This window comes from Catenulispora sp. EB89, from assembly GCF_041261445.1.
Lineage (GTDB): Bacteria > Actinomycetota > Actinomycetes > Streptomycetales > Catenulisporaceae > Catenulispora.
The window spans coordinates 94,459-111,481 of the sequence record NZ_JBGCCU010000025.1 but is presented as its reverse complement, the minus strand read 5'-3'; the positions used below and the strand labels follow the sequence as shown (position 1 = coordinate 111,481).

The window sequence follows — 17,023 nt, the reverse complement described above, 5'->3', positions numbered from 1 at the left end:
CCGCTACCGAAACACCCCGGTGTGCCCGAGCGAATACCGCCCCGGCTGCGGATACACCGCGAGCCCGTGCGGCCCGCGGCCCACGTGAATGCGCGCCAGCAGCCGGCCGTCCGTCGTGGAGATGGCGTAGACCTCGGCGTTGTAGCGGCCGGACAGCCACAGCACCTTGCCGTCCGCCGAGACGCCTCCTATGTCGGGTGAGCCGCCGTCGGGCAGCTGCCACTTGGCGCGGGGCTTGCCGGTGGCGAAGTCCAGCAGGGTGATGCTGCCCTCGCCGCGGTTGGAGACGTACATCGTCGTCGAGTCGCGGGAGACGTACAGGCCGTGGGCGCCCTTGCCGGTGGGGATCAGGCCGGTCAGCTTGAACGCGTCGCCGTCCACGGTCCACAGGCCGTTGGCGACCATGTCCGCGATGTAGAAGACCTTGCCGTCCGGGGAGATCTTCACGTCCTGCGGCATCGAGCCCTTCTGCGGCAGGTCCAGGACGCCGAGGATGGCGCGGTTCTTGGTGTCCACCTTCAGCAGCTGGCCGGAGAACTCGCAGGACACGATGAAGTACGAGCCGTCGGGCGAGAAGTCCGCGTGGTTCACGCCCTCGCACGGGACCGGCAGGACCTTCTGCACGGCCATGGTGTGCGGGTCGCGGAAGACCAGCTGCATGTCCTTGCTGGCCATCACGACCGCGGACGCCCCGTCCGGCGTGAAGTACAGGTTGTAGGGGTCGTGGACCGGGATCGGCGCCCCCGCCTTGCCCGTGAAGGGGTCGATCGGGGTCAGGCTGTTGCCCAGGTCGTTGTTCACCCACAGGGTCTTCAGGTCCCAGGACGGGACCACGTGCTGCGGCTCGTGGCCCACCTTCATCGTCTCGATGATGTGGTAGTCCGACGGGTCGATCACCGTGACGGTGTCGCTCTCGCTGTTCGGGACGTAGACCCGGGGCAGCGCCGCCGCGATCACCGGCGACACCATGCCCGGGCGGTCGAAGGAGTACAGGTCGGCGGGGTCGTAGGCGGGCATCCCGGGCAGCGCGGCGGGCAGCATCGTCCCGGCGCTGCGCGGTGTCCCGGCGGGGGTGGCGGCCGACGCGCCGGCGGCGTTCTGAGCGGAAGCCGGGCCCGGTCCTGCGCTCGAATCCATCCCGGTCATGCCGGTCATGCCCGAACCGGAGCCGGATCCGGAACTGGAACCCTTCGCGGCCGGGCTGCCGTTGTCGTTCCACACAGCGCGATCGGTGGCGAACCACACGCCGGCGCCGATCACCCCGGTCGCGATCAGCGTCGCCGCCGCCCGGCGCATCCGGATGGTGGGCTGCGACGGGCGCGACGGCCTCGACGAACGCGGCGATCGAGACGACTGCGGCGGCTGGGAACGGCGGCCGTGCGCACTGCGCGTCACGAGAACAGCTCCGATGCGGTGACGGCGGCCAGGCCGCGGGACTTCAGCCCGGCGAGCACGGCCGGCAGTGCCGCCACCGTGTGCTGGTGCCCCAGGTGCATCGACACCACGGCTCCCGGGTGCACCGCCGCCAGCAGCCGCTCGGTGATCTGCGCGGCCGAGGGGTCCTCGTAGTCCAGCGGGTCCACGTCGTAGGACAGCACCGTGCGATAGCCGGCCTTGCGCGCCTGCTCGATCAGCATGGGGTTGGCGTGCTGGGTCTGTGAAGGCCGGAACCAGATGCCCGGCGAGCCGGTCAGCTTCTGCAGGCGCGCGGCGCACTGCTCGATCTCTGCGAAGGCCGCGGCCGGCGACAGCCGCGAGACGTCGACGTGGTTCTCGGTGTGGTTGCCCAGCTCGTGGCCGCCGTCCAGGACCCGCCGGGCCATCTCCGGATGCGCGCCGAGCCAGCGGCCGACGGCCAGCACGGTGAGCCGGGCCTGGCCGGCCTCGGCCTCCTTGAGCAGGGCCTGGGCCAGCTGGGGGTCGCCGTCGCCGTGGAAGGTCAGGGCGACCTGCGGACGGCCGGACGCGGCGTGGTCGACCTCGGCGAGGGCCTGGGTCCGGCTGGAGGGGGAGGCCGGGGACGCGGAGCTCCCGGCGGTGGCTCCGGGCTGGGCCGCGCCGGACGAGCCGCTGGCGCCGGTGCCTGTGGCCGAGCCGACCGTGCCAGCCGAGCCGGTGGTGCTGGTCGAGCCGGTCACGCCGGTCGAGCCGCTCGAGCCGCCCGACCCGCGCGCGGCGTCCGCGGCCGGTCCGGCCGCCCCGGCGCCCTTCCCGTCCGAGCACGCCGCCAGGCCCGCCGACGCGGCCGAGCCCAACACGGCCAATCCCGCCCGCAGCGCGGTACGTCGGTCCGGTGCCTTCACGCCGCAAGATCCTAGGTCCGCCACCGTCCGTTTTCCGGTGTTTGGTCCGCGTGCCGCCTTAAGTGCGACCGGCGTTTCACCCGATCGGGAGTCATCAACCCTCTTGTACCGACCGCTACCGGCGAGTAGTTTTCAACGAACCGTCCAATACTCCGTCATCGGGATCGGGAGCCGCAGCCGTGGGACGCAAGATACTGATCCTCGCCGGAGCCTTGGCGCTGGCCGCCGAGGCGCTGGGGACGCTGATCGTGGCCGCCGGCTTCTACGGCTTCGTCTCCTTCGGCAACGGCGTGAAGTTCGGCCCGGCCGGGCCCGGCCTGCTCAAGCTGGTGGCCATCGGCCTGAACCTGGGACTGTTCGCGGCGCTGATGCTGGGCGCGATCGTCCTGGTCCTGTCCGCGTTCGGCATGGTGCTGAACAACTTCATGCAGGGCCTGATGATGGCCATAGCGGCGCTGCAGCTGTTCGTGACGATAGTCGTCACCGGCCTGACCGGCTGGACCCAGCTGTTCATCCTCGGCGGCGTGTTCCTGCTGCTGGCCGGCGCGCTCGCGGTGGCGATGGTGACGCCGGCCGCGCCCAAGCCCGAGCCCGGCCCGGTCGAGCCCGCACCGCCGGCCGGTGGCAGCAGCCCCGGCCCGCGGCCCGGCAACGGCGCGCCGACCACCGCCTGACGGCGCCCCGGAGCTGTTCCCGGCGGCCCGGTTAGAGTCGGGGCATGTCCACAACCCCGCCTCCGATCGTCCTGGCCTCCGCCTCCCCCGCCCGGCTGACGCTGCTGCGCAACGCCGGCTTCGATCCCCGCGTCCTGGTCAGCGGCGTGGACGAGGACGCCGTCGAGGAAGCCCTCGGCCCGGACGCCACCCCCCGCGCGGTCGCCCTCGCGCTGGCCCAGGCCAAGACCCGCGCCGTCGCCGCGCTCCCGGAGACCGACGGCGCCCTGGTCGTCGGCTGCGACTCGGTCCTGGAGTTCGAGGGCCGTCCGCTCGGCAAGCCGGACACCCCGGAGGAGGCGGTGGCCCGCTGGTACGCGATGCGCGGCCGCTCCGGCGTCCTGCTCACCGGGCACTGGCTGGTCGACCGCGCGACCGGCAAGGAGACCGGCGAGGTCGCCGCGACCGTCGTGCACTTCGGGGAGCCCAGCGACGAGGAGATCATGGCCTACGTCGCCACCGGCGAACCGGAGCGGGTGGCCGGGGCGTTCACCATCGACGGGCTCGGCGGCGCCTTCGTGGACCGGATCGAGGGCGACCACTCGAACGTGATCGGGCTGTCGAAGCCGTTGCTGCGCAAGCTGATGGCCGATCTGGGGCTGAACTACACCGCTTACTGGAGCGCCGACGCCGCGGCGGAATGAAATGAGACGACACGACGGCGGGGAGCCCGTCAGGACTCCCCGCCGTCGATGCTTGCTCAGGCCGGCCTACGCAACAAACCGCCCAGACTTACAGGCCGCTGCCGAACGAGGACAGCAGCTTCTGCACGTCGACGTTCGTCACGTCGCTCGGCGCGCTGACGCTGCTCGCGCTCTGCGTGAACTTCGCGTCCACCGGCAGGTGGCCGCCGCCGGTCTTGGCCGCCGGCAGGAACTGCGCGAGGTCCACCTGCAGCTCGCTGATCTGCCCGCTCTTGACCCAGATGTCGAACGTGACGTTCTCACTGTCCGGCACGTTGTTCAGGCCCTCGCGCAGCTTGTCGATGTCGGTCTTCGACTTGCCGGGCACGGTGTTCAGCACCGGGCCGATCGCCTGCAGCACGTCCTGGCCGATGACCTTGACCTTGCCGCTGACCGCGTAGTGGCCGCTGCCCTTGTCGGTGACGTTGGCGTCCTGGGTCAGGGCCTTCATCAGCGCGGTCTCCAGGCCGGACAGCATCTGGGAGCCGGGGCCGCTGGAGGAGGAGGTCGGCGTGGAGCCGAGGTCGCCGGCACTCCCGCCGAAGCTCTGCAGCATCTGCTCCAGACCCTTCAGGTCCGAGGCGCTGACGCCGATCCACTTGCCGGCCATCAGGGCCTGCAGCGGCGCCTGGAAGTCCGGCGGCACCTGGCCGAGCTGGCTGTTCAGCGAGGACGCGGACTTGCCGGACAGCTGCAGGAACTGCGGCACGTTGAGCTTCGCGTACAGCGCCCCGCCCACGCTGCGCACGTCGACCAGGTCGGTGCCGCCGGCGGTCAGGTCGAACTCGACGTTCGGGCTCTCGCCGGTCTTGAGGTCCTTCAGCGGCTTGTCGGAGCTGGCCGTGAACTTCACGACGATGCCGCCGTTGCCGAACAGGCTCTTGGCGATCGCCGCGGACTGCGGGTCGCTGCTGTCCTTGTTCAGGGCCGCGATCATCGCGTCGTCCGGCTTCAGCGAGAGCTGGAAGGACTCGGCGTTGCCGTTGGAGATGTTGTGCACCGCGGCAGCCAGCGCCTCAGTGGGCGTCTTGCCGGTGGTATTCGCGCTGTCGGTGCTCCCCGAGGAGGAGCACGCGGACAGCGAGAGCCCGGCGACGGCGCCGACAGCGATCGTCATCGTCAGCGCGCGGATCGAGCGGCGCTTTGTGGATATGGACGTCGTCGTTGGCATTGCTGGGTACCCCCCACTTTGCGGAGCTACAACTTTTCTTCTAACACTGTCAACTGTACTCGCCGGTCCCGACGGACCGGATGAGACTTAAGGCGGAATCTGGGAATCCCCCTACAGATGACGTGATCTTCCCCGACTACTCCCTGGGGTGTATGCCGCAGGGATGCCAGACGTCTCACTCAGCGTGCTTGAGGGAACGCCGAGGCGCGCCATCCGCCGGGACCGGGGTGCAACGGCGCGCGCACGTTCCGCTCCCGCGCCATCCAACCGCTGCGCGGACGGGCTCCGCTGCCGTCGTTACTCGATCGTGACGCCGCACCGGCGACGGCCGCGGCGACGACGGCGACCACCACGGCGACTTCCTCGGCCGTGGGATTGCCGTGCAGGACTTTGACTTCGGGTACGGCCCGCACTCCGCCACCCTGCTCCGCGCCGCTCACAGCGGGATGTTCCCGTGCTTCTTCGGCGGCAGCGTCTCGCGCTTGGAACGCAGTGCGCGCAACGCCTTGACCACGTAGGTGCGGGTCTGCGACGGCTCGATCACCGAGTCGACGTAGCCGCGCTCGGCCGCGTCGTAGGGGTTCAGGAGCTCGTCCTCGTACTCCTGGATGAGCCGCGCACGCTCGGCGGCGGGGTCCTCGGCCGCCGCCAGCTCCTTGCGGTACAGGATGTTCACCGCGCCCTGCGCGCCCATCACCGCGATCTGCGCGGTGGGCCAGGCGACGTTCAGGTCGGCGCCGAGGTGCTTGCTGCCCATGACGTCGTAGGCGCCGCCGAAGGCCTTGCGGGTGATGATGGTCAGCAGCGGCACCGTGGCCTCGGCGTAGGCGTAGATCAGCTTCGCGCCGCGGCGGATGATGCCGTTCCACTCCTGGTCGGTGCCCGGGAGGAAGCCCGGGACGTCGACGAAGGTGAGGACCGGGACGTTGAAGGCGTCGCAGGTGCGGACGAAGCGCGCGGCCTTCTCGGAGGCGTCGATGTCCAGGCAGCCGGCCAGCTGCATCGGCTGGTTGGCGACGATGCCGACGGTACGGCCCTCGACCCGGCCGAAGCCGACGACGATGTTCGGCGCGAACAGGGACTGGACTTCCAGGAAGTCGGCGTCGTCCAGCACGTGCTCGATGACCCGGTGGATGTCGTAGGGCTGGTTCGCCGAGTCCGGCACCAGCGTGTCCAACTCCCGGTCCTCGGCCGTGATCTCCAGGTCGGCGGCGACGTCGTACTCGGGGGCGTCCTCGAGGTTGTTGCTCGGCAGGAAGGACAGCAGGCCCTTGACGTAGTCGATGGCGTCCTTCTCGTCGGCGCCCATGTAGTGCGCGTTGCCGGACTTGGTGTTGTGCGTCCGGGCACCGCCGAGGTCCTCCATCGAGACGTCCTCGCCGGTGACGGTCTTGATGACGTCGGGGCCGGTGATGAACATCTGCGAGGTCTGGTCGACCATCACCACGAAGTCGGTCAGCGCCGGGGAGTAGACGTGCCCGCCGGCCGCCGCACCCATGATCAGCGAGATCTGCGGGATGACACCGGAGGCCAGCACATTGCGCCGGAAGATCTCGCCGTAGAGCCCGAGCGAGACGACACCCTCCTGGATCCGCGCGCCGCCGCCCTCATTGATCCCCACGATCGGGCACCCGAGCTTGAGCGCCAGGTCCAGCACCTTGACGATCTTCTCGCCGTAGACCTCGCCGAGCGCCCCGCCGAAGAGCGTGACGTCCTGCGAGAACACGCACACCTGCCGGCCGTCCACGGTCCCGAACCCGGTGACCACACCATCGGTGTACGGCCGGTTCCGCTCCATCCCGAAGCGCGCCGAGCGGTGCACCGCCAGCTCGTCCAGTTCCATGAAGGAGCCGTCGTCGAGCAGATACTCGATCCGCTCGCGGGCCGTCATCCTCCCCTTGGCGTGCTGCTTCTCCACCGCACGCTCGTTGCCGGCGTGGATCGCCGTGTCGAGGCGGGATCGGAGTTCCGCGAGCTTGCCCGCCGTGGTGTGGGGTGCGTCGTTTGAGGGGGCTTCGGCGTCGGTCACGTGGTCACTGTAATGCGTATCAGGCACGATGCCTTGGGCGGCGGACCGTGATTCTGTCCACACGCACGGGTCGCCTGCGAGTCGGTAGTCGATCACTCGTTCGGGTTGTCGTCGCGCGTGTGTTCGGCGCGGGCGCGCCGGACATCCATAACATCGGTCACATGTTGTTGCGCTACAGGTACCGCCTGTATCCGGACGCCCTGCAGCGCGATGCGCTTGCCCGGGCATTCGGGTGTGCGCGGGTCGTGTACAACGACGGCCTACGGCTGCGACAGGAGGCGTTCGCGGCGGGGCAGGGGTTCATCGACGACGGTGAGCTCCAGAAGCGCGTGACCACGCTGGCTAAGCGGACACCGGAAAGAGCCTGGCTGTCTGAGGTGTCATCAGTCGTCTTGGTCCAGTCGCTCCGCGACCTGAACTGCGCATACCGAGCGTATTTCGCGTCAGGGCGGGCCGAGCGGCGCGGACCGGCGGTCGGCCTTCCGCGCTTCAAGTCCAAACGTGACGCACGACAGGCAATTCGGCTGACGTCGAACGGCTTCACCATTCGGAACAATGGCAAGCTCTACGTCGCCAAAGTTGGCAACATCGAGGTCGTTTGGTCAAGGAAGCTACCCGCCGAGCCATCATCTGTGACGGTCGTGCGCGATGCGGCCCATCGCTACTGGGCGTCGTTCGTGGTCGAGGTCGCGGAACAACCGTTGCCCCGTACCGACGTCGAATGTGGCATCGACCTGGGCCTCACCCATTTCGGCGTGACATCTGCCGGAGACAAGATCGCGACTCCGCGGTTCCTCCGGCGGGCACAGCGAAAGCTCAAACGCCTACACCGAGAGTTGTCTCGTAAGGAGAAAGGCTCTGCGAACCGGCAGAAGGCCAGACTGAAGCTGGCGCGACAGCACGCAAAGGTCGCCGACAGGCGCCGCGACTGGCATCACCAAGAGTCCACCCGCGTCATCCGCGAAAACCAAGCGGTGTTCGTGGAGGACTTGGCCGTGGCGGCTCTCGGGCGGACCAGGCTGGCGAAATCGATCCATGACGCCGGCTGGACCCAGTTCGTGGACATGCTGGAGTACAAGGCAGCGTTGTACGGCCGTGAGTTCACCAAGATCGACCGGTTCGCACCGACCACGAAGACCTGCTCGTGCTGTGGCACTCGCGTCGAGCGCATAACGCTCCGTATCCGCGAATGGGACTGCCCGTCGTGCGGAATGCGTCATGATCGTGATGTGAACGCTGCCCGCAACATCCTCGCCCTGGGACGCCGGGAGAGGCTAAACGCCTGTGGAGAGGGCGTAAGACCGGAACGCGTTCCGGCAGCCGTCGATGAAGCAGGAACCGACCGAAGCGAAGGAGTTCTGACATGACCGGCGCAGAGGATGACGGACGTCAATCGCCTTACGATGATTTGGACCGCCCACCCCTGCGCGAGCTGGCAGTGAACAAGGCGGTCGTCCGCCCCGGCGGCCTGTGGAGGCGCGTCGAAGTGGTGCGGGAGACCGGGTCCACCAACGCGGACGTGGCCGAGGCGGCGCGGGCTGGGAAGGCGGAGGGGTACGTCCTCGTCGCCGAGGCGCAGAGTGCCGGGCGGGGGCGGTTGGGGCGGACGTGGACGGCGCCGGCGCGGTCGGGGTTGTTCCTGTCGGTGTTGCTCCGGCCGGATGATGTGCCTCCGACGCGGTGGGGGTGGTTGCCGTTGCTGGCTGGGACCGCGGTGCGGACGGCTGTGGACGCGGTCAGTGATGTTCCGGTGCGGTTGAAGTGGCCGAACGATCTGATCGTGGTGGATGACGACGATGGTCCCGATGGATCCGACGCCCCCAATGAAACCGACAGTAGTAAGGACACCGCCTACGGCGCCGCCCGAAAGCTCGGCGGCATCCTCGTCGAGCGCGTCGAGACTCCGGGTGGCGCGGCCGCGGTCGTGGGGCTCGGCCTCAACGTCTCGTTGCGCCGCGATGAGCTGCCGGCGCCGCACGCGACCTCGCTGCTGCTGGAGAACGCCAAGGCCGCCGATCGCGACACGCTGCTGCGCGCGATCCTGCGCGAGCTCGAGCGCTGGTACACGGACTGGAGCGTCACCGGGGGCGACCCGATGGCCTCGGGGCTGCTCTCCGCCTACGCCGCTTCGTGCGCGACTTTCGGGCGGCGGGTGCGGGTGGAGCTGCCCGGCGGGGAGCCCGTGGTCGGGGAGGCTGTGGGGCTCGACGGCGACGGCCGGCTGCTGGTGCGGAACGCCGACGGGGAGCGCGCGTTCGGGGCCGGGGATGTCGTTCATCTCAGGTGACAAGACCCTGTCACCGGCAAGTAACTGCCAAGCGCTCCTATTGTCTGCAAGTATGCGTGGCGACAGGACACCTTCGCTTCCTCACAGGGGGGAGGCGCGGAGTTGAGGGAGTAGTGACGGCAATGGGTTACCCCAAGCACCTTCTGGCGCCCGGCGAGCAGATCGACCTCGCGCTGCGTCCGCACTGGAAGGCGCTGATCCTCCCGGTGCTGAACCTGGTCGTCGCGGTCGCCGTGTTCGGCGCCGCGGCCGGGCTGACCAGCGGCAGCACGCAGAAGGTCGCAGCGATCGGGGTCGGCGCGCTGGCGCTGATCGACATCATCGTGTTCACGGTCCGGCCCTGGGTCATCTGGCTGAACAAGAACTACATCGTCACGAACAAGCGTCTGATCATCCGCGAGGGCTTCATCCACCGCGAGGGCCGCGACATGCCCCTGGTGAAGATCAACGACGTGTCGTTCAAGCACAACGGCCTGCTGGACCGCATCCTGGGCTGTGGCACGCTGGTGGTGGAGTCGGCCGGCGAGCACGGCCAGGAGCAGCTGGAGGACATCCCGCACGTGGAGTCCACGCAGCGTGAGCTGACCAACCTGATCAGCAACGTCGGCACCGACGGGACGGCCGCGCTGGCCGAGCCCGAAGAGCAGCACGGCAAGAAGAAGTAGAAGTAGCAGACGCAGGCGATTCGACGGCGACCAGGGCAGGAGCTGCGGAACACGATGGCGCGCAGGGTGCCGGGGGACGGTGGCCACGACGCGGCCGGGAAGAACGGCGGCCGGGCGCGCCGGGCCGAGGGCGAGCCGGCTGGGTCAGCCAATTCGGCTGGCTCGGCCGACTCGGCTGACTCGGCTGACTCGGCCGGGGCTGCCCGGACCTCCGGCTCCCGCGCCGTCGGAGGCGCCGCCAGCGCCGCCGGCGTGGGCGGCATCGGAGGCGTCGGCGGTATCGGCGGCGTGGCCGGTCCCGGCGCCGCCAGCGGCTCCGGAGTCGCCCGGAACGGCACCGCCGGCGGAGCCAACGGCGCCTCCGGCACTCCCGCCACCCCCGGCACCTCCAGCGCCGCCAAGCGCAAGGCCGCCAACGGCGACGAGCTCGAAGCCCTCCTGCTCGGCGGCGTCCCCCGGCACACCGCCTACGAGGTCTGCAAAGCCGCGGGCATCCCCTACGACGAGGCCCGCCGCTACTGGCGCGCGATGGGCTTCGCCGACGTCGGCCAGGCCCGCGCCTTCACCGACGCCGACGTCGACGCCCTGCTCCGGCTCGGCGGCATGCCGCGCAGCGGGCTGTTCACCGAGGACTTCGCGGTCCAGGTCGCGCGCTCCATGGGACAGACCACGGCGCGGCTCGCCGAATGGCAGGTCGACGTGCTGTTCGATGCCTTCGACACGGCCGGCGTGGGCTCGGAGGAGATGGCCGAGTTCGGCTACCGGATCGGCCGCCGGGTCCTGCCGGAGCTGGAGGAGCTGCTGGTCTACGTCTGGCGCCGGCAGCTCGCCGCGGCCGCCGGCCGGGTCCGGCAGCAGCTCCAGGAGCACGCCGAGGGCCTGCAGGCCGTCGGGTTCGCCGACCTGGTCTCCTTCACCCGGCTCTCGCGCCAGCTGACCGAGGAGGAGCTGGCCCGGCTGGTGTCGGTGTTCGAGGCCAACGCCGCCGACACCGTGGCCTACGGCGGCGGCCGGCTGATCAAGACCCTGGGCGACGAGATCATGTTCGCCGCCGACTCCCCGGCCCGGGCCGCGCGGATCGCGCTGGACCTGCTGGCCTCGATGCGGCGCACCGAGGCGGTGCCCGAGCTGCGGATCGGCGTGGCGTACGGGCACGTCGTGCAGCGCAACGGCGACATCTACGGGACCACGGTCAACCTGGCGGCACGGCTGACGTCGCTGGCCGAGCCGGACCAGATCGTGGTGGACCCGGAGCTGGCCGACGCGCTGGCCGACGACGCCTCGTTCGCGCTGGAGCCGGTCGGGACGCGGATGGTGCGCGGGCTCGGCGAGATCGCGCTGACGGCGCTGACCGGGGGCTGAGCGCCAGCTGAGTGCCAGCTCAGCGCAAGCCGGTCGCCCCAAGGTGACAGCCCTCACATTCCAGACTTTGAGACACCGCTGCTAGCGTCATATGCATGACCGATATGCCGACAGCGTTGTCGCTCCGGGAAGTGGGGCCGCGCGACGGCCTGCAGAACGAGGACCCGGTCTCCACCGAAACCAAGATCGAACTGATCGACCGGCTCTCCCACACCGGCGTCTCCCGCATCGAGGCGGTGTCGTTCGTGCACCCCCGCGCGATCCCGCAGATGGCCGACGCCGCCGAGGTCGCCGCGCAGATGACCCGGGCCGACGGTATCCGCTACTCGGCGCTGGTGCCGAACCTCAAGGGCGCCGAGCGGGCCCTGGACGCCGGCTTCAACGAGATCGAAGTGGTCGTCTCCGCCTCGGACACGCACAACAAGAAGAACCTGAACCGCAGCACCGCCGAATCCCTCGACGACATCGCCGCGATCATGGACCTGGCGCACGGCCGGGGCGCCACGGTCCAGGTCATCGTCTCCACCGCCTGGGGCTGCCCGTACGAGGGCGAGGTCCCCACCGAGCGCGTGCTCTGGGTGGTCGACACGGCGGTCGCGCACGGCGCCGACTCCCTGTCCTTCGGCGACACCACCGGCATGGCCACCCCGACCCGTGTCACCCGGCTGATCGGCGAGACCCGCTCGGCACACGCGGACAAGCCGCTGAACCTGCACTTCCACAACACCCGCGGCACCGGCCTGGCGAACGTCCTGGCCGCGCTGCAGCTCGGCGTCACCGACTTCGACGCCTCGGTCGGCGGCCTCGGCGGCTGCCCCTACGCCCCCGGCGCCTCCGGCAACATCGCCACCGAGGAGCTGGTGCACATGGTCGAGGACATGGGCATCGACACCGGCGTGGACCTGGACGCGCTGCTGGACACGGCGGCCTACGCCGAGCGCGCCGTCGGCCGGACGCTGCCCTCGCAGGTGCTGCGGGCCGGACCGCGGACGCGGCTGGCGCAGAGCTGAGCTGAGCCGGAGCTGAGCCGGGCGCAACAGAGCTGAGCCGAGGCGCGCAGGTACCCGCTCGCTACTCCCGCTTAGGCGGAGCCGCCTCCCCCGCCTGCGCCAAGGCCCGCTCCCACGCCTCCTCGCCGCGCGTGCGGCGCAGCTGGTCGCGCACGTATTCGGACACGGACACGCCCAACTCGGCGGCCCGGGCGCGGGCGGCGGCCAGGCCGTCGCCGGCCGAGGAGGTGGGGTGCTGGGCTCCGGTCACGTCGGGCCACGGTACCGACACCGGGCGTCGATCTCGTGGACCATCGCCCGGACGGGTGAAGTGGCACAGCCGGAGGACATCACCTAGCGTGGTCCCGTGATTTCGTACGGCGGACAACGCGGCCATGTCTAATACAGATCAAGCCTCGATCCGCCTGCGTGCGCTCACCGACCTGGCCCGCGCCCTGGCGCGGGTCCACGGGTTCAGCGAGGTCATCACCGTCGTCGCCGAGGAGTCCCGCAAGGCGCTGGACGCGCGGGTCGTGTCGCTGTCGGAGTACGTGCGCGCCACCGGCCAGCTGCGCGTGCTGATCAACCACGGGGAGCTGCTGCCGTTCGAGGAGCGGTTCCCGGAGGAGGAGTGGTACGCGCCGTCGGACTTCCCGCGCATCGTCAGCGAGGAGTACCCGCGGCCGTGGACCCTGCGCAGCGACGACGCCGACGCCGACCCCCGGCGCACCGCCTCGCTGCGACTCCGCGAGCGCCACAGCGCGCTGATCTCGCCGATCTTCTTCGCCGGGCAGGTCTGGGGCGAGCTCTACGCGGCCCGCACCGCCGACCAGGAGCCCTACACCGACGCCGACCTGGACTTCGCCGCCACGCTCGCGGCCCTGGTCAGCGCCGGCCTGGCGCAGGCCGACCGGCAGGAGTACCTGGAGCGGCTGGCCTACACCGACGAGCTGACCGGCCTGGCCAACCGGCGGGCCATCGAGGTCGGCCTGGACGAGGCGATGGAGCTGCACCGCCTCACCGGGCTGCCGGTGGCCCTGATCATCTGCGACGTGAACGGCCTCAAGCAGGTCAACGACACCTCCGGCCACGACACCGGGGACGCCGTCCTGGAGCAGCTGGCCGGGCACCTCTCGGCGGTCGCCGGCACCGTCAACGGCGCCCTGGCGGCCCGCATAGGCGGCGACGAGTTCTGCGTCCTGGTGGTCGGCCAGCCCTGGTCGACGGTGACCCAGCTGGCCGAGGACCTGGCCGGCCGCGCCGCCAAGCTGGAGGGCATCTCCGGGGCCGCGGTCGGCTACGCCGCCACCGACGGCCCGGCCGGCACGGTCGCCAGCCGGGACACCCTCTTCCGGCTCGCGGACGCCGCGCAGTACGAGGCCAAGCACGAGGGCATCCAGCGCCCGGTCGCCGCCACCACGCGGCACCTCATCCGAGTCGAGGAGGCGGCTGCCGACGGCTCCGCGGCCTCCCGCGACCGCCGCCGAATACGCCGCGGCCGCTGACCCGCGAGGCGTTCCGCGAGGCGATCCGCGATCCGCGGCCCCTTCCCACGGCCCACAGACCCTCAACCCCACGCCCCGCGACCCACTTGACGTATCAGGCCTCGATGTCAAGCTGAAACCCATGGCCACCGACATCGACCTGTCCGACAACGCCTTCTGGTCCCTGCCCTACGACCAGCGCATGGCCGCCTTCGCCGAGCTCCGCGCGCGCCCCGTGGCCCCGCTGTTCGCCGAGCCCCGCTTCCCCCTCATCAAGCCCGGCGCCGGCTACTACGCCCTCACCCGCCACGCCGACGTCGTCGCGGCCAGCCGCCACCCGGAGCTGTTCAGCAGCGAGCCGACGTCGAACAGCATCCCGGACATGCCGCGCTACCTGGCGGGCTACTTCGGCTCGATGATCAACATGGACGACCCCCGGCACGCCCGGCTCCGCCGCATCGTCTCCCGCGCCTTCACCCCGAAGCTGGTCAACGGCCTGAAAGCGAACATCGAGAGCACCTCGAGCCGTATCGTCGACGACCTCATGGCCCACCGCACCGGCGATTTCGTCGCCGAGGCCGCCGCGCGCCTGCCGATGCAGGTCATCTGCGACATGATGGGCATCCCCGAGCGGCAGCACGCGATGATCCTCGCGCACACCAACCGCATCCTGGCCGGCAGCGACGAGGAGTACACCGGCGTCCCGGAGGACGCGGGCCCGCTGCGCACCAAGCTGGTCGGCCCGCTGGCGCTCTACCGTCTGATCCGCTCCGGCCGTCAGCTCCACCGGCTGGCCGCGGCCCTGGGCCACGAGCGCCGCCGGCGCCCCACCGACGACCTGACCTCCCGGCTGGTGAACGCCGACCTCGACGGCGAAGCCCTCACCGACCAGGAGTTCGGCTCGTTCTTCATCCTGCTGGTGGTGGCCGGGAACGAGACCACGCGCACCGCGCTGTCGCACGGCCTGAAGCTCTTCACCGACCACCCGGACCAGATGGAGCTGCTGCGGAGCGACTTCGACGGCCACATCGTCGGCGCCCTCGACGAGATCCTGCGCTACGCGACCCCGGTCACGCAGTTCCGCCGCACCCTGACCCAGGACCACGACCTGAACGGCACGCCGCTGAAGAAGGGCGACAAAGTCCTGCTCTTCTACAACGCCGCCAACCGCGACCCGGACGTCTTCGCCGACCCCGACCGCTTCGACATCACCCGCTCCCCCAACCCGCACGTCAGCTTCGGCGGCCCGGGCCCGCACTTCTGCCTCGGTGCGCACCTGGCCCGGACCGAGATGACCGCACTGCTGCGGGAGCTGTTCACCAGGGCGCCGACCATCCGCAGCGTCGGCGAGCCGGACCGGCTGACGTCGAGCTTCATCAACGGGATCAAGCGGCTCCGCTACGAGATCGGATGAGATCGGACGCGATCAAATAGAGGAGCGCTTGTCGGCCGCCCCGGCTAGTTTGCTGTCATGAGCACACTCGAAAACCGGCCGAACAAGGCCGTGCTGGTCATCGACGTCCAGAACGGCGTCGTCGCCGGCAACCACGAGCGCGACGCCGTCGTAGCCAACATCGACACGGTCGTCGGCAAGGCGCGCACCGCGGGCGTCCCGGTGGTCTGGATCCAGGACATCGGGGAGAACCGGGAGGCCGGCTCGGAGCCGTGGAAGATCGTCCCGGAACTCGACCCGCGTGCGGACGAGCCGCAGGTGCAGAAGCACTGGGGCGACTCGTTCGAGGAGACCGACCTGGAGTCGGTCCTGGCCGGCCTCAAGGTCGGCAGCCTCGTGGTGACCGGCGCGCAGACCGACGCCTGCATCCGCTCGACGCTGCACGGCGCCATCACCCGCGGCTACGACGCCCTCCTGGTGAGCGACGCCCACACCACCGAGGACAGCACGGCCTACGGCGCCCCGGCTCCGGACGCGGTCATCGCGCACACGAACCTGTACTGGCAGTACCACGAGGCGCCGGGCCGGACCGCCGGCACCGTGACCGCCGCCGACCTCAGCTTCGATCAGGGCTGACGCGCCCTACGAAGCGTGCGTGGCGCGCCGACGCCGCAGCCGCCGCGCCAGGTCCCGCCGCCGCGAGTGGTACGCGAACATCAACGCGACCGCGGCCGCGACCAGACCGCCGAAGGCGAACACCAGGTTCGAGTAGGACAGCGGCGCGGACGGCGGCGCGGGGACGATGGTGCCGGCCCCGCGGTGGATCGGCGCCTGCGCCCCGCCGGCCGCCTCCTGGTACTCCCAGGACAGCGACGAGTAGCCGAGCACGACCCGCTCGAACTTCGCCGTGGGAGCCGGGGGCGGAGCCGGCGACGAGGCGGGTGCCTTGCCCTTCTTGTCCTTGGCGCCGGAGGCCGGGGCGGCCGGCGTCGTCGGCGGGGCGACGGTCGGCTCGGCGGTCTGGAACAGCGAGCCGTCGGGGTTCGCGTCCTGGACGCTGATCACCGTCGCGTCCTTGAGCGCGTACGAGAGGTATCCGTATCCGCTGCCCGGTCCGCCGAACGACTCCACGTGCAGGCAGCCGAACGGTTCCCCGGCCGCCGCGGCCAGCCGCAGCTTCGGCGACACGTTCGCGTCGATCGACTCCAGCAACTCCAGGTTCTGATACGGGTGCCGGCCGTCTCCCAGCTGCGGCGGGATCATGCCGTTCGGGCCGACCGACACGATCGGCAGCGAGCCGGCCGCCGGCTCGGTGATCACGGTGGAGCCGTTGTTCGGCGGATGCGCGCCGACCGAGTACGCGGGTATCTGCAGGAAGCCCTTGCCGGCCGCCGTCGCGTGCTGGCTCTGGGTGTCGCAGTTCCCTACCGACGTCGGGACCACCTGGCTGGCGAACGGCGGCGCGGTCCAGCCCGGGTAGGGCGTCGTCGAGTTCGACCACGAGGGTGGCGCCGTCGACGTGGGGGTCGCGGGCGTGGTCGGGGTGGTCGGCCCGCCGGTCGTGGACGGCGGGGTGGGCTGCCCGGCGGTGACCGTGAAGGTCGCGTTCGCCGACGCGCTCTGCGCCGCGCCGCTAGCGGCCGCCATGACCGTGTGCGGGCCGGCGTTGGCGGTCGGCGGGACGGTGATCACCGCGGTGGCGGTGCAGGTCTGGTCCAGTGCGCCGGAGCCGGCGGGCACGGCATCGAAGTTGAACGTGACCGAGCCGCCGAGGCAGCCCGCCGGGCCGTTGCGCGCGTTCATGTGGAAGCTGGCCGTGAACTGCGAGTTGGGGGCGCCGCTGTTCGGGCCCAGCGTCAGGTTCGCCGACGCCCGGGCGGCCTGGGCCGGCTCCGCGGCGAGTATCCCTACCGCCGCCGTGACCAGGCAGGCCCCCGCCATGCC

The 17,023-nt window shown here is 70.6% G+C and carries 18 protein-coding genes; 11 read left to right on the top strand and 7 right to left on the bottom strand.

The window, feature by feature from the left end:
• Window positions 1-3: 3 nt before the first annotated feature.
• Complete coding sequence (locus tag ABH920_RS38700) at window positions 4-1,155, bottom strand: hypothetical protein (RefSeq protein WP_370354272.1); 1,152 nt, start codon at window positions 1,153-1,155, stop codon at window positions 4-6.
• Between ABH920_RS38700 and ABH920_RS38695 the strand changes: the two genes are divergently transcribed.
• The gene (locus tag ABH920_RS38695; RefSeq protein ID WP_370354271.1) at window positions 1,154-1,417 is read left to right on the top strand and encodes a hypothetical protein; all 264 of its coding nucleotides are present in this window, start codon (window positions 1,154-1,156) and stop codon (window positions 1,415-1,417) included. The genes ABH920_RS38700 and ABH920_RS38695 overlap by 2 nt on opposite strands.
• Here the strand turns inward: ABH920_RS38695 and ABH920_RS38690 are convergent.
• A complete protein-coding gene (locus tag ABH920_RS38690; protein WP_370354270.1) occupies window positions 1,392-2,303 on the bottom strand; it encodes a polysaccharide deacetylase family protein in 912 nt (303 codons plus the stop codon). The two genes, ABH920_RS38695 and ABH920_RS38690, sit on opposite strands and share 26 nt — an antisense overlap.
• 179 nt (window positions 2,304-2,482) lie before the next feature.
• Between ABH920_RS38690 and ABH920_RS38685 the strand changes: the two genes are divergently transcribed.
• Together ABH920_RS38685 and ABH920_RS38680 are read left to right on the top strand one after the other, a co-directional pair.
• Window positions 2,483-2,977 carry a hypothetical protein gene (locus tag ABH920_RS38685; RefSeq protein ID WP_370354269.1) on the top strand — a complete coding sequence of 165 codons (495 nt, stop codon included), beginning with the start codon at window positions 2,483-2,485 and terminating at the stop codon, window positions 2,975-2,977.
• Between the two features lie 44 nt (window positions 2,978-3,021).
• Window positions 3,022-3,660: a nucleoside triphosphate pyrophosphatase gene (locus tag ABH920_RS38680; protein WP_370354268.1), complete on the top strand. Its 639-nt coding sequence runs from the start codon at window positions 3,022-3,024 to the stop codon at window positions 3,658-3,660.
• 88 nt (window positions 3,661-3,748) lie between these two features.
• Here ABH920_RS38680 and ABH920_RS38675 read toward each other — a convergent pair whose 3' ends face one another.
• The 3 genes from ABH920_RS38675 to ABH920_RS38665 form a co-directional block, all read right to left on the bottom strand.
• The gene (locus tag ABH920_RS38675; RefSeq protein WP_370354267.1) at window positions 3,749-4,870 is read right to left on the bottom strand and encodes a hypothetical protein; all 1,122 of its coding nucleotides are present in this window, start codon (window positions 4,868-4,870) and stop codon (window positions 3,749-3,751) included.
• 179 nt (window positions 4,871-5,049) lie between these two features.
• Window positions 5,050-5,310 (bottom strand): acyl-CoA carboxylase epsilon subunit, encoded by a 261-nt coding sequence (locus tag ABH920_RS38670; protein WP_370354266.1) that lies wholly within the window; start codon window positions 5,308-5,310, stop codon window positions 5,050-5,052.
• Window positions 5,307-6,899 (bottom strand): acyl-CoA carboxylase subunit beta, encoded by a 1,593-nt coding sequence (locus ABH920_RS38665; protein WP_370354265.1) that lies wholly within the window; start codon window positions 6,897-6,899, stop codon window positions 5,307-5,309. The genes ABH920_RS38670 and ABH920_RS38665 overlap by 4 nt, the downstream gene beginning before the upstream one ends.
• 161 nt (window positions 6,900-7,060) lie before the next feature.
• On the opposite strand from ABH920_RS38665, the gene ABH920_RS38660 reads away from it, so the two are divergent.
• The 5 genes from ABH920_RS38660 to ABH920_RS38640 all read left to right on the top strand — a co-directional run bounded on the left by ABH920_RS38660 (window position 7,061) and on the right by ABH920_RS38640 (window position 12,223).
• Window positions 7,061-8,266, top strand: coding sequence for an RNA-guided endonuclease InsQ/TnpB family protein (locus ABH920_RS38660; RefSeq protein ID WP_370354264.1), 1,206 nt, complete (start codon window positions 7,061-7,063; stop codon window positions 8,264-8,266).
• Window positions 8,263-9,186 (top strand): biotin--[acetyl-CoA-carboxylase] ligase, encoded by a 924-nt coding sequence (locus tag ABH920_RS38655; RefSeq protein WP_370354263.1) that lies wholly within the window; start codon window positions 8,263-8,265, stop codon window positions 9,184-9,186. The genes ABH920_RS38660 and ABH920_RS38655 overlap by 4 nt, the downstream gene beginning before the upstream one ends.
• 122 nt (window positions 9,187-9,308) lie before the next feature.
• Window positions 9,309-9,851, top strand: coding sequence for a PH domain-containing protein (locus ABH920_RS38650; RefSeq protein WP_370354262.1), 543 nt, complete (start codon window positions 9,309-9,311; stop codon window positions 9,849-9,851).
• Window positions 9,852-9,905: 54 nt separating this feature from the next.
• Complete coding sequence (locus ABH920_RS38645; protein ID WP_370354261.1) at window positions 9,906-11,213, top strand: adenylate/guanylate cyclase domain-containing protein; 1,308 nt, start codon at window positions 9,906-9,908, stop codon at window positions 11,211-11,213.
• A gap of 95 nt (window positions 11,214-11,308) precedes the next feature.
• On the top strand, window positions 11,309-12,223 hold the full coding sequence (locus ABH920_RS38640) for a hydroxymethylglutaryl-CoA lyase (protein ID WP_370354260.1): 915 nt from the start codon (window positions 11,309-11,311) through the stop codon (window positions 12,221-12,223).
• Between the two features lie 61 nt (window positions 12,224-12,284).
• Here ABH920_RS38640 and ABH920_RS38635 read toward each other — a convergent pair whose 3' ends face one another.
• Entirely contained in the window at window positions 12,285-12,473 is a 189-nt protein-coding gene (locus tag ABH920_RS38635) for a hypothetical protein (protein WP_370354259.1), read from the bottom strand.
• A gap of 124 nt (window positions 12,474-12,597) precedes the next feature.
• Between ABH920_RS38635 and ABH920_RS38630 the strand changes: the two genes are divergently transcribed.
• The 3 genes from ABH920_RS38630 (at window position 12,598) to ABH920_RS38620 (ending at window position 15,715) form a co-directional block, all read left to right on the top strand.
• Window positions 12,598-13,707, top strand: coding sequence for a GGDEF domain-containing protein (locus tag ABH920_RS38630; RefSeq protein WP_370354258.1), 1,110 nt, complete (start codon window positions 12,598-12,600; stop codon window positions 13,705-13,707).
• A gap of 121 nt (window positions 13,708-13,828) precedes the next feature.
• Window positions 13,829-15,100 (top strand): cytochrome P450, encoded by a 1,272-nt coding sequence (locus ABH920_RS38625; protein WP_370354257.1) that lies wholly within the window; start codon window positions 13,829-13,831, stop codon window positions 15,098-15,100.
• A 57-nt stretch (window positions 15,101-15,157) separates the two neighbouring features.
• On the top strand, window positions 15,158-15,715 hold the full coding sequence (locus tag ABH920_RS38620) for an isochorismatase family protein (protein ID WP_370354256.1): 558 nt from the start codon (window positions 15,158-15,160) through the stop codon (window positions 15,713-15,715).
• A 6-nt stretch (window positions 15,716-15,721) separates the two neighbouring features.
• On the opposite strand, the gene ABH920_RS38615 is transcribed toward ABH920_RS38620, so the two are convergent.
• Complete coding sequence (locus ABH920_RS38615; protein WP_370354255.1) at window positions 15,722-17,020, bottom strand: hypothetical protein; 1,299 nt, start codon at window positions 17,018-17,020, stop codon at window positions 15,722-15,724.
• Between the last annotated feature and the right edge of the window lie 3 nt (window positions 17,021-17,023).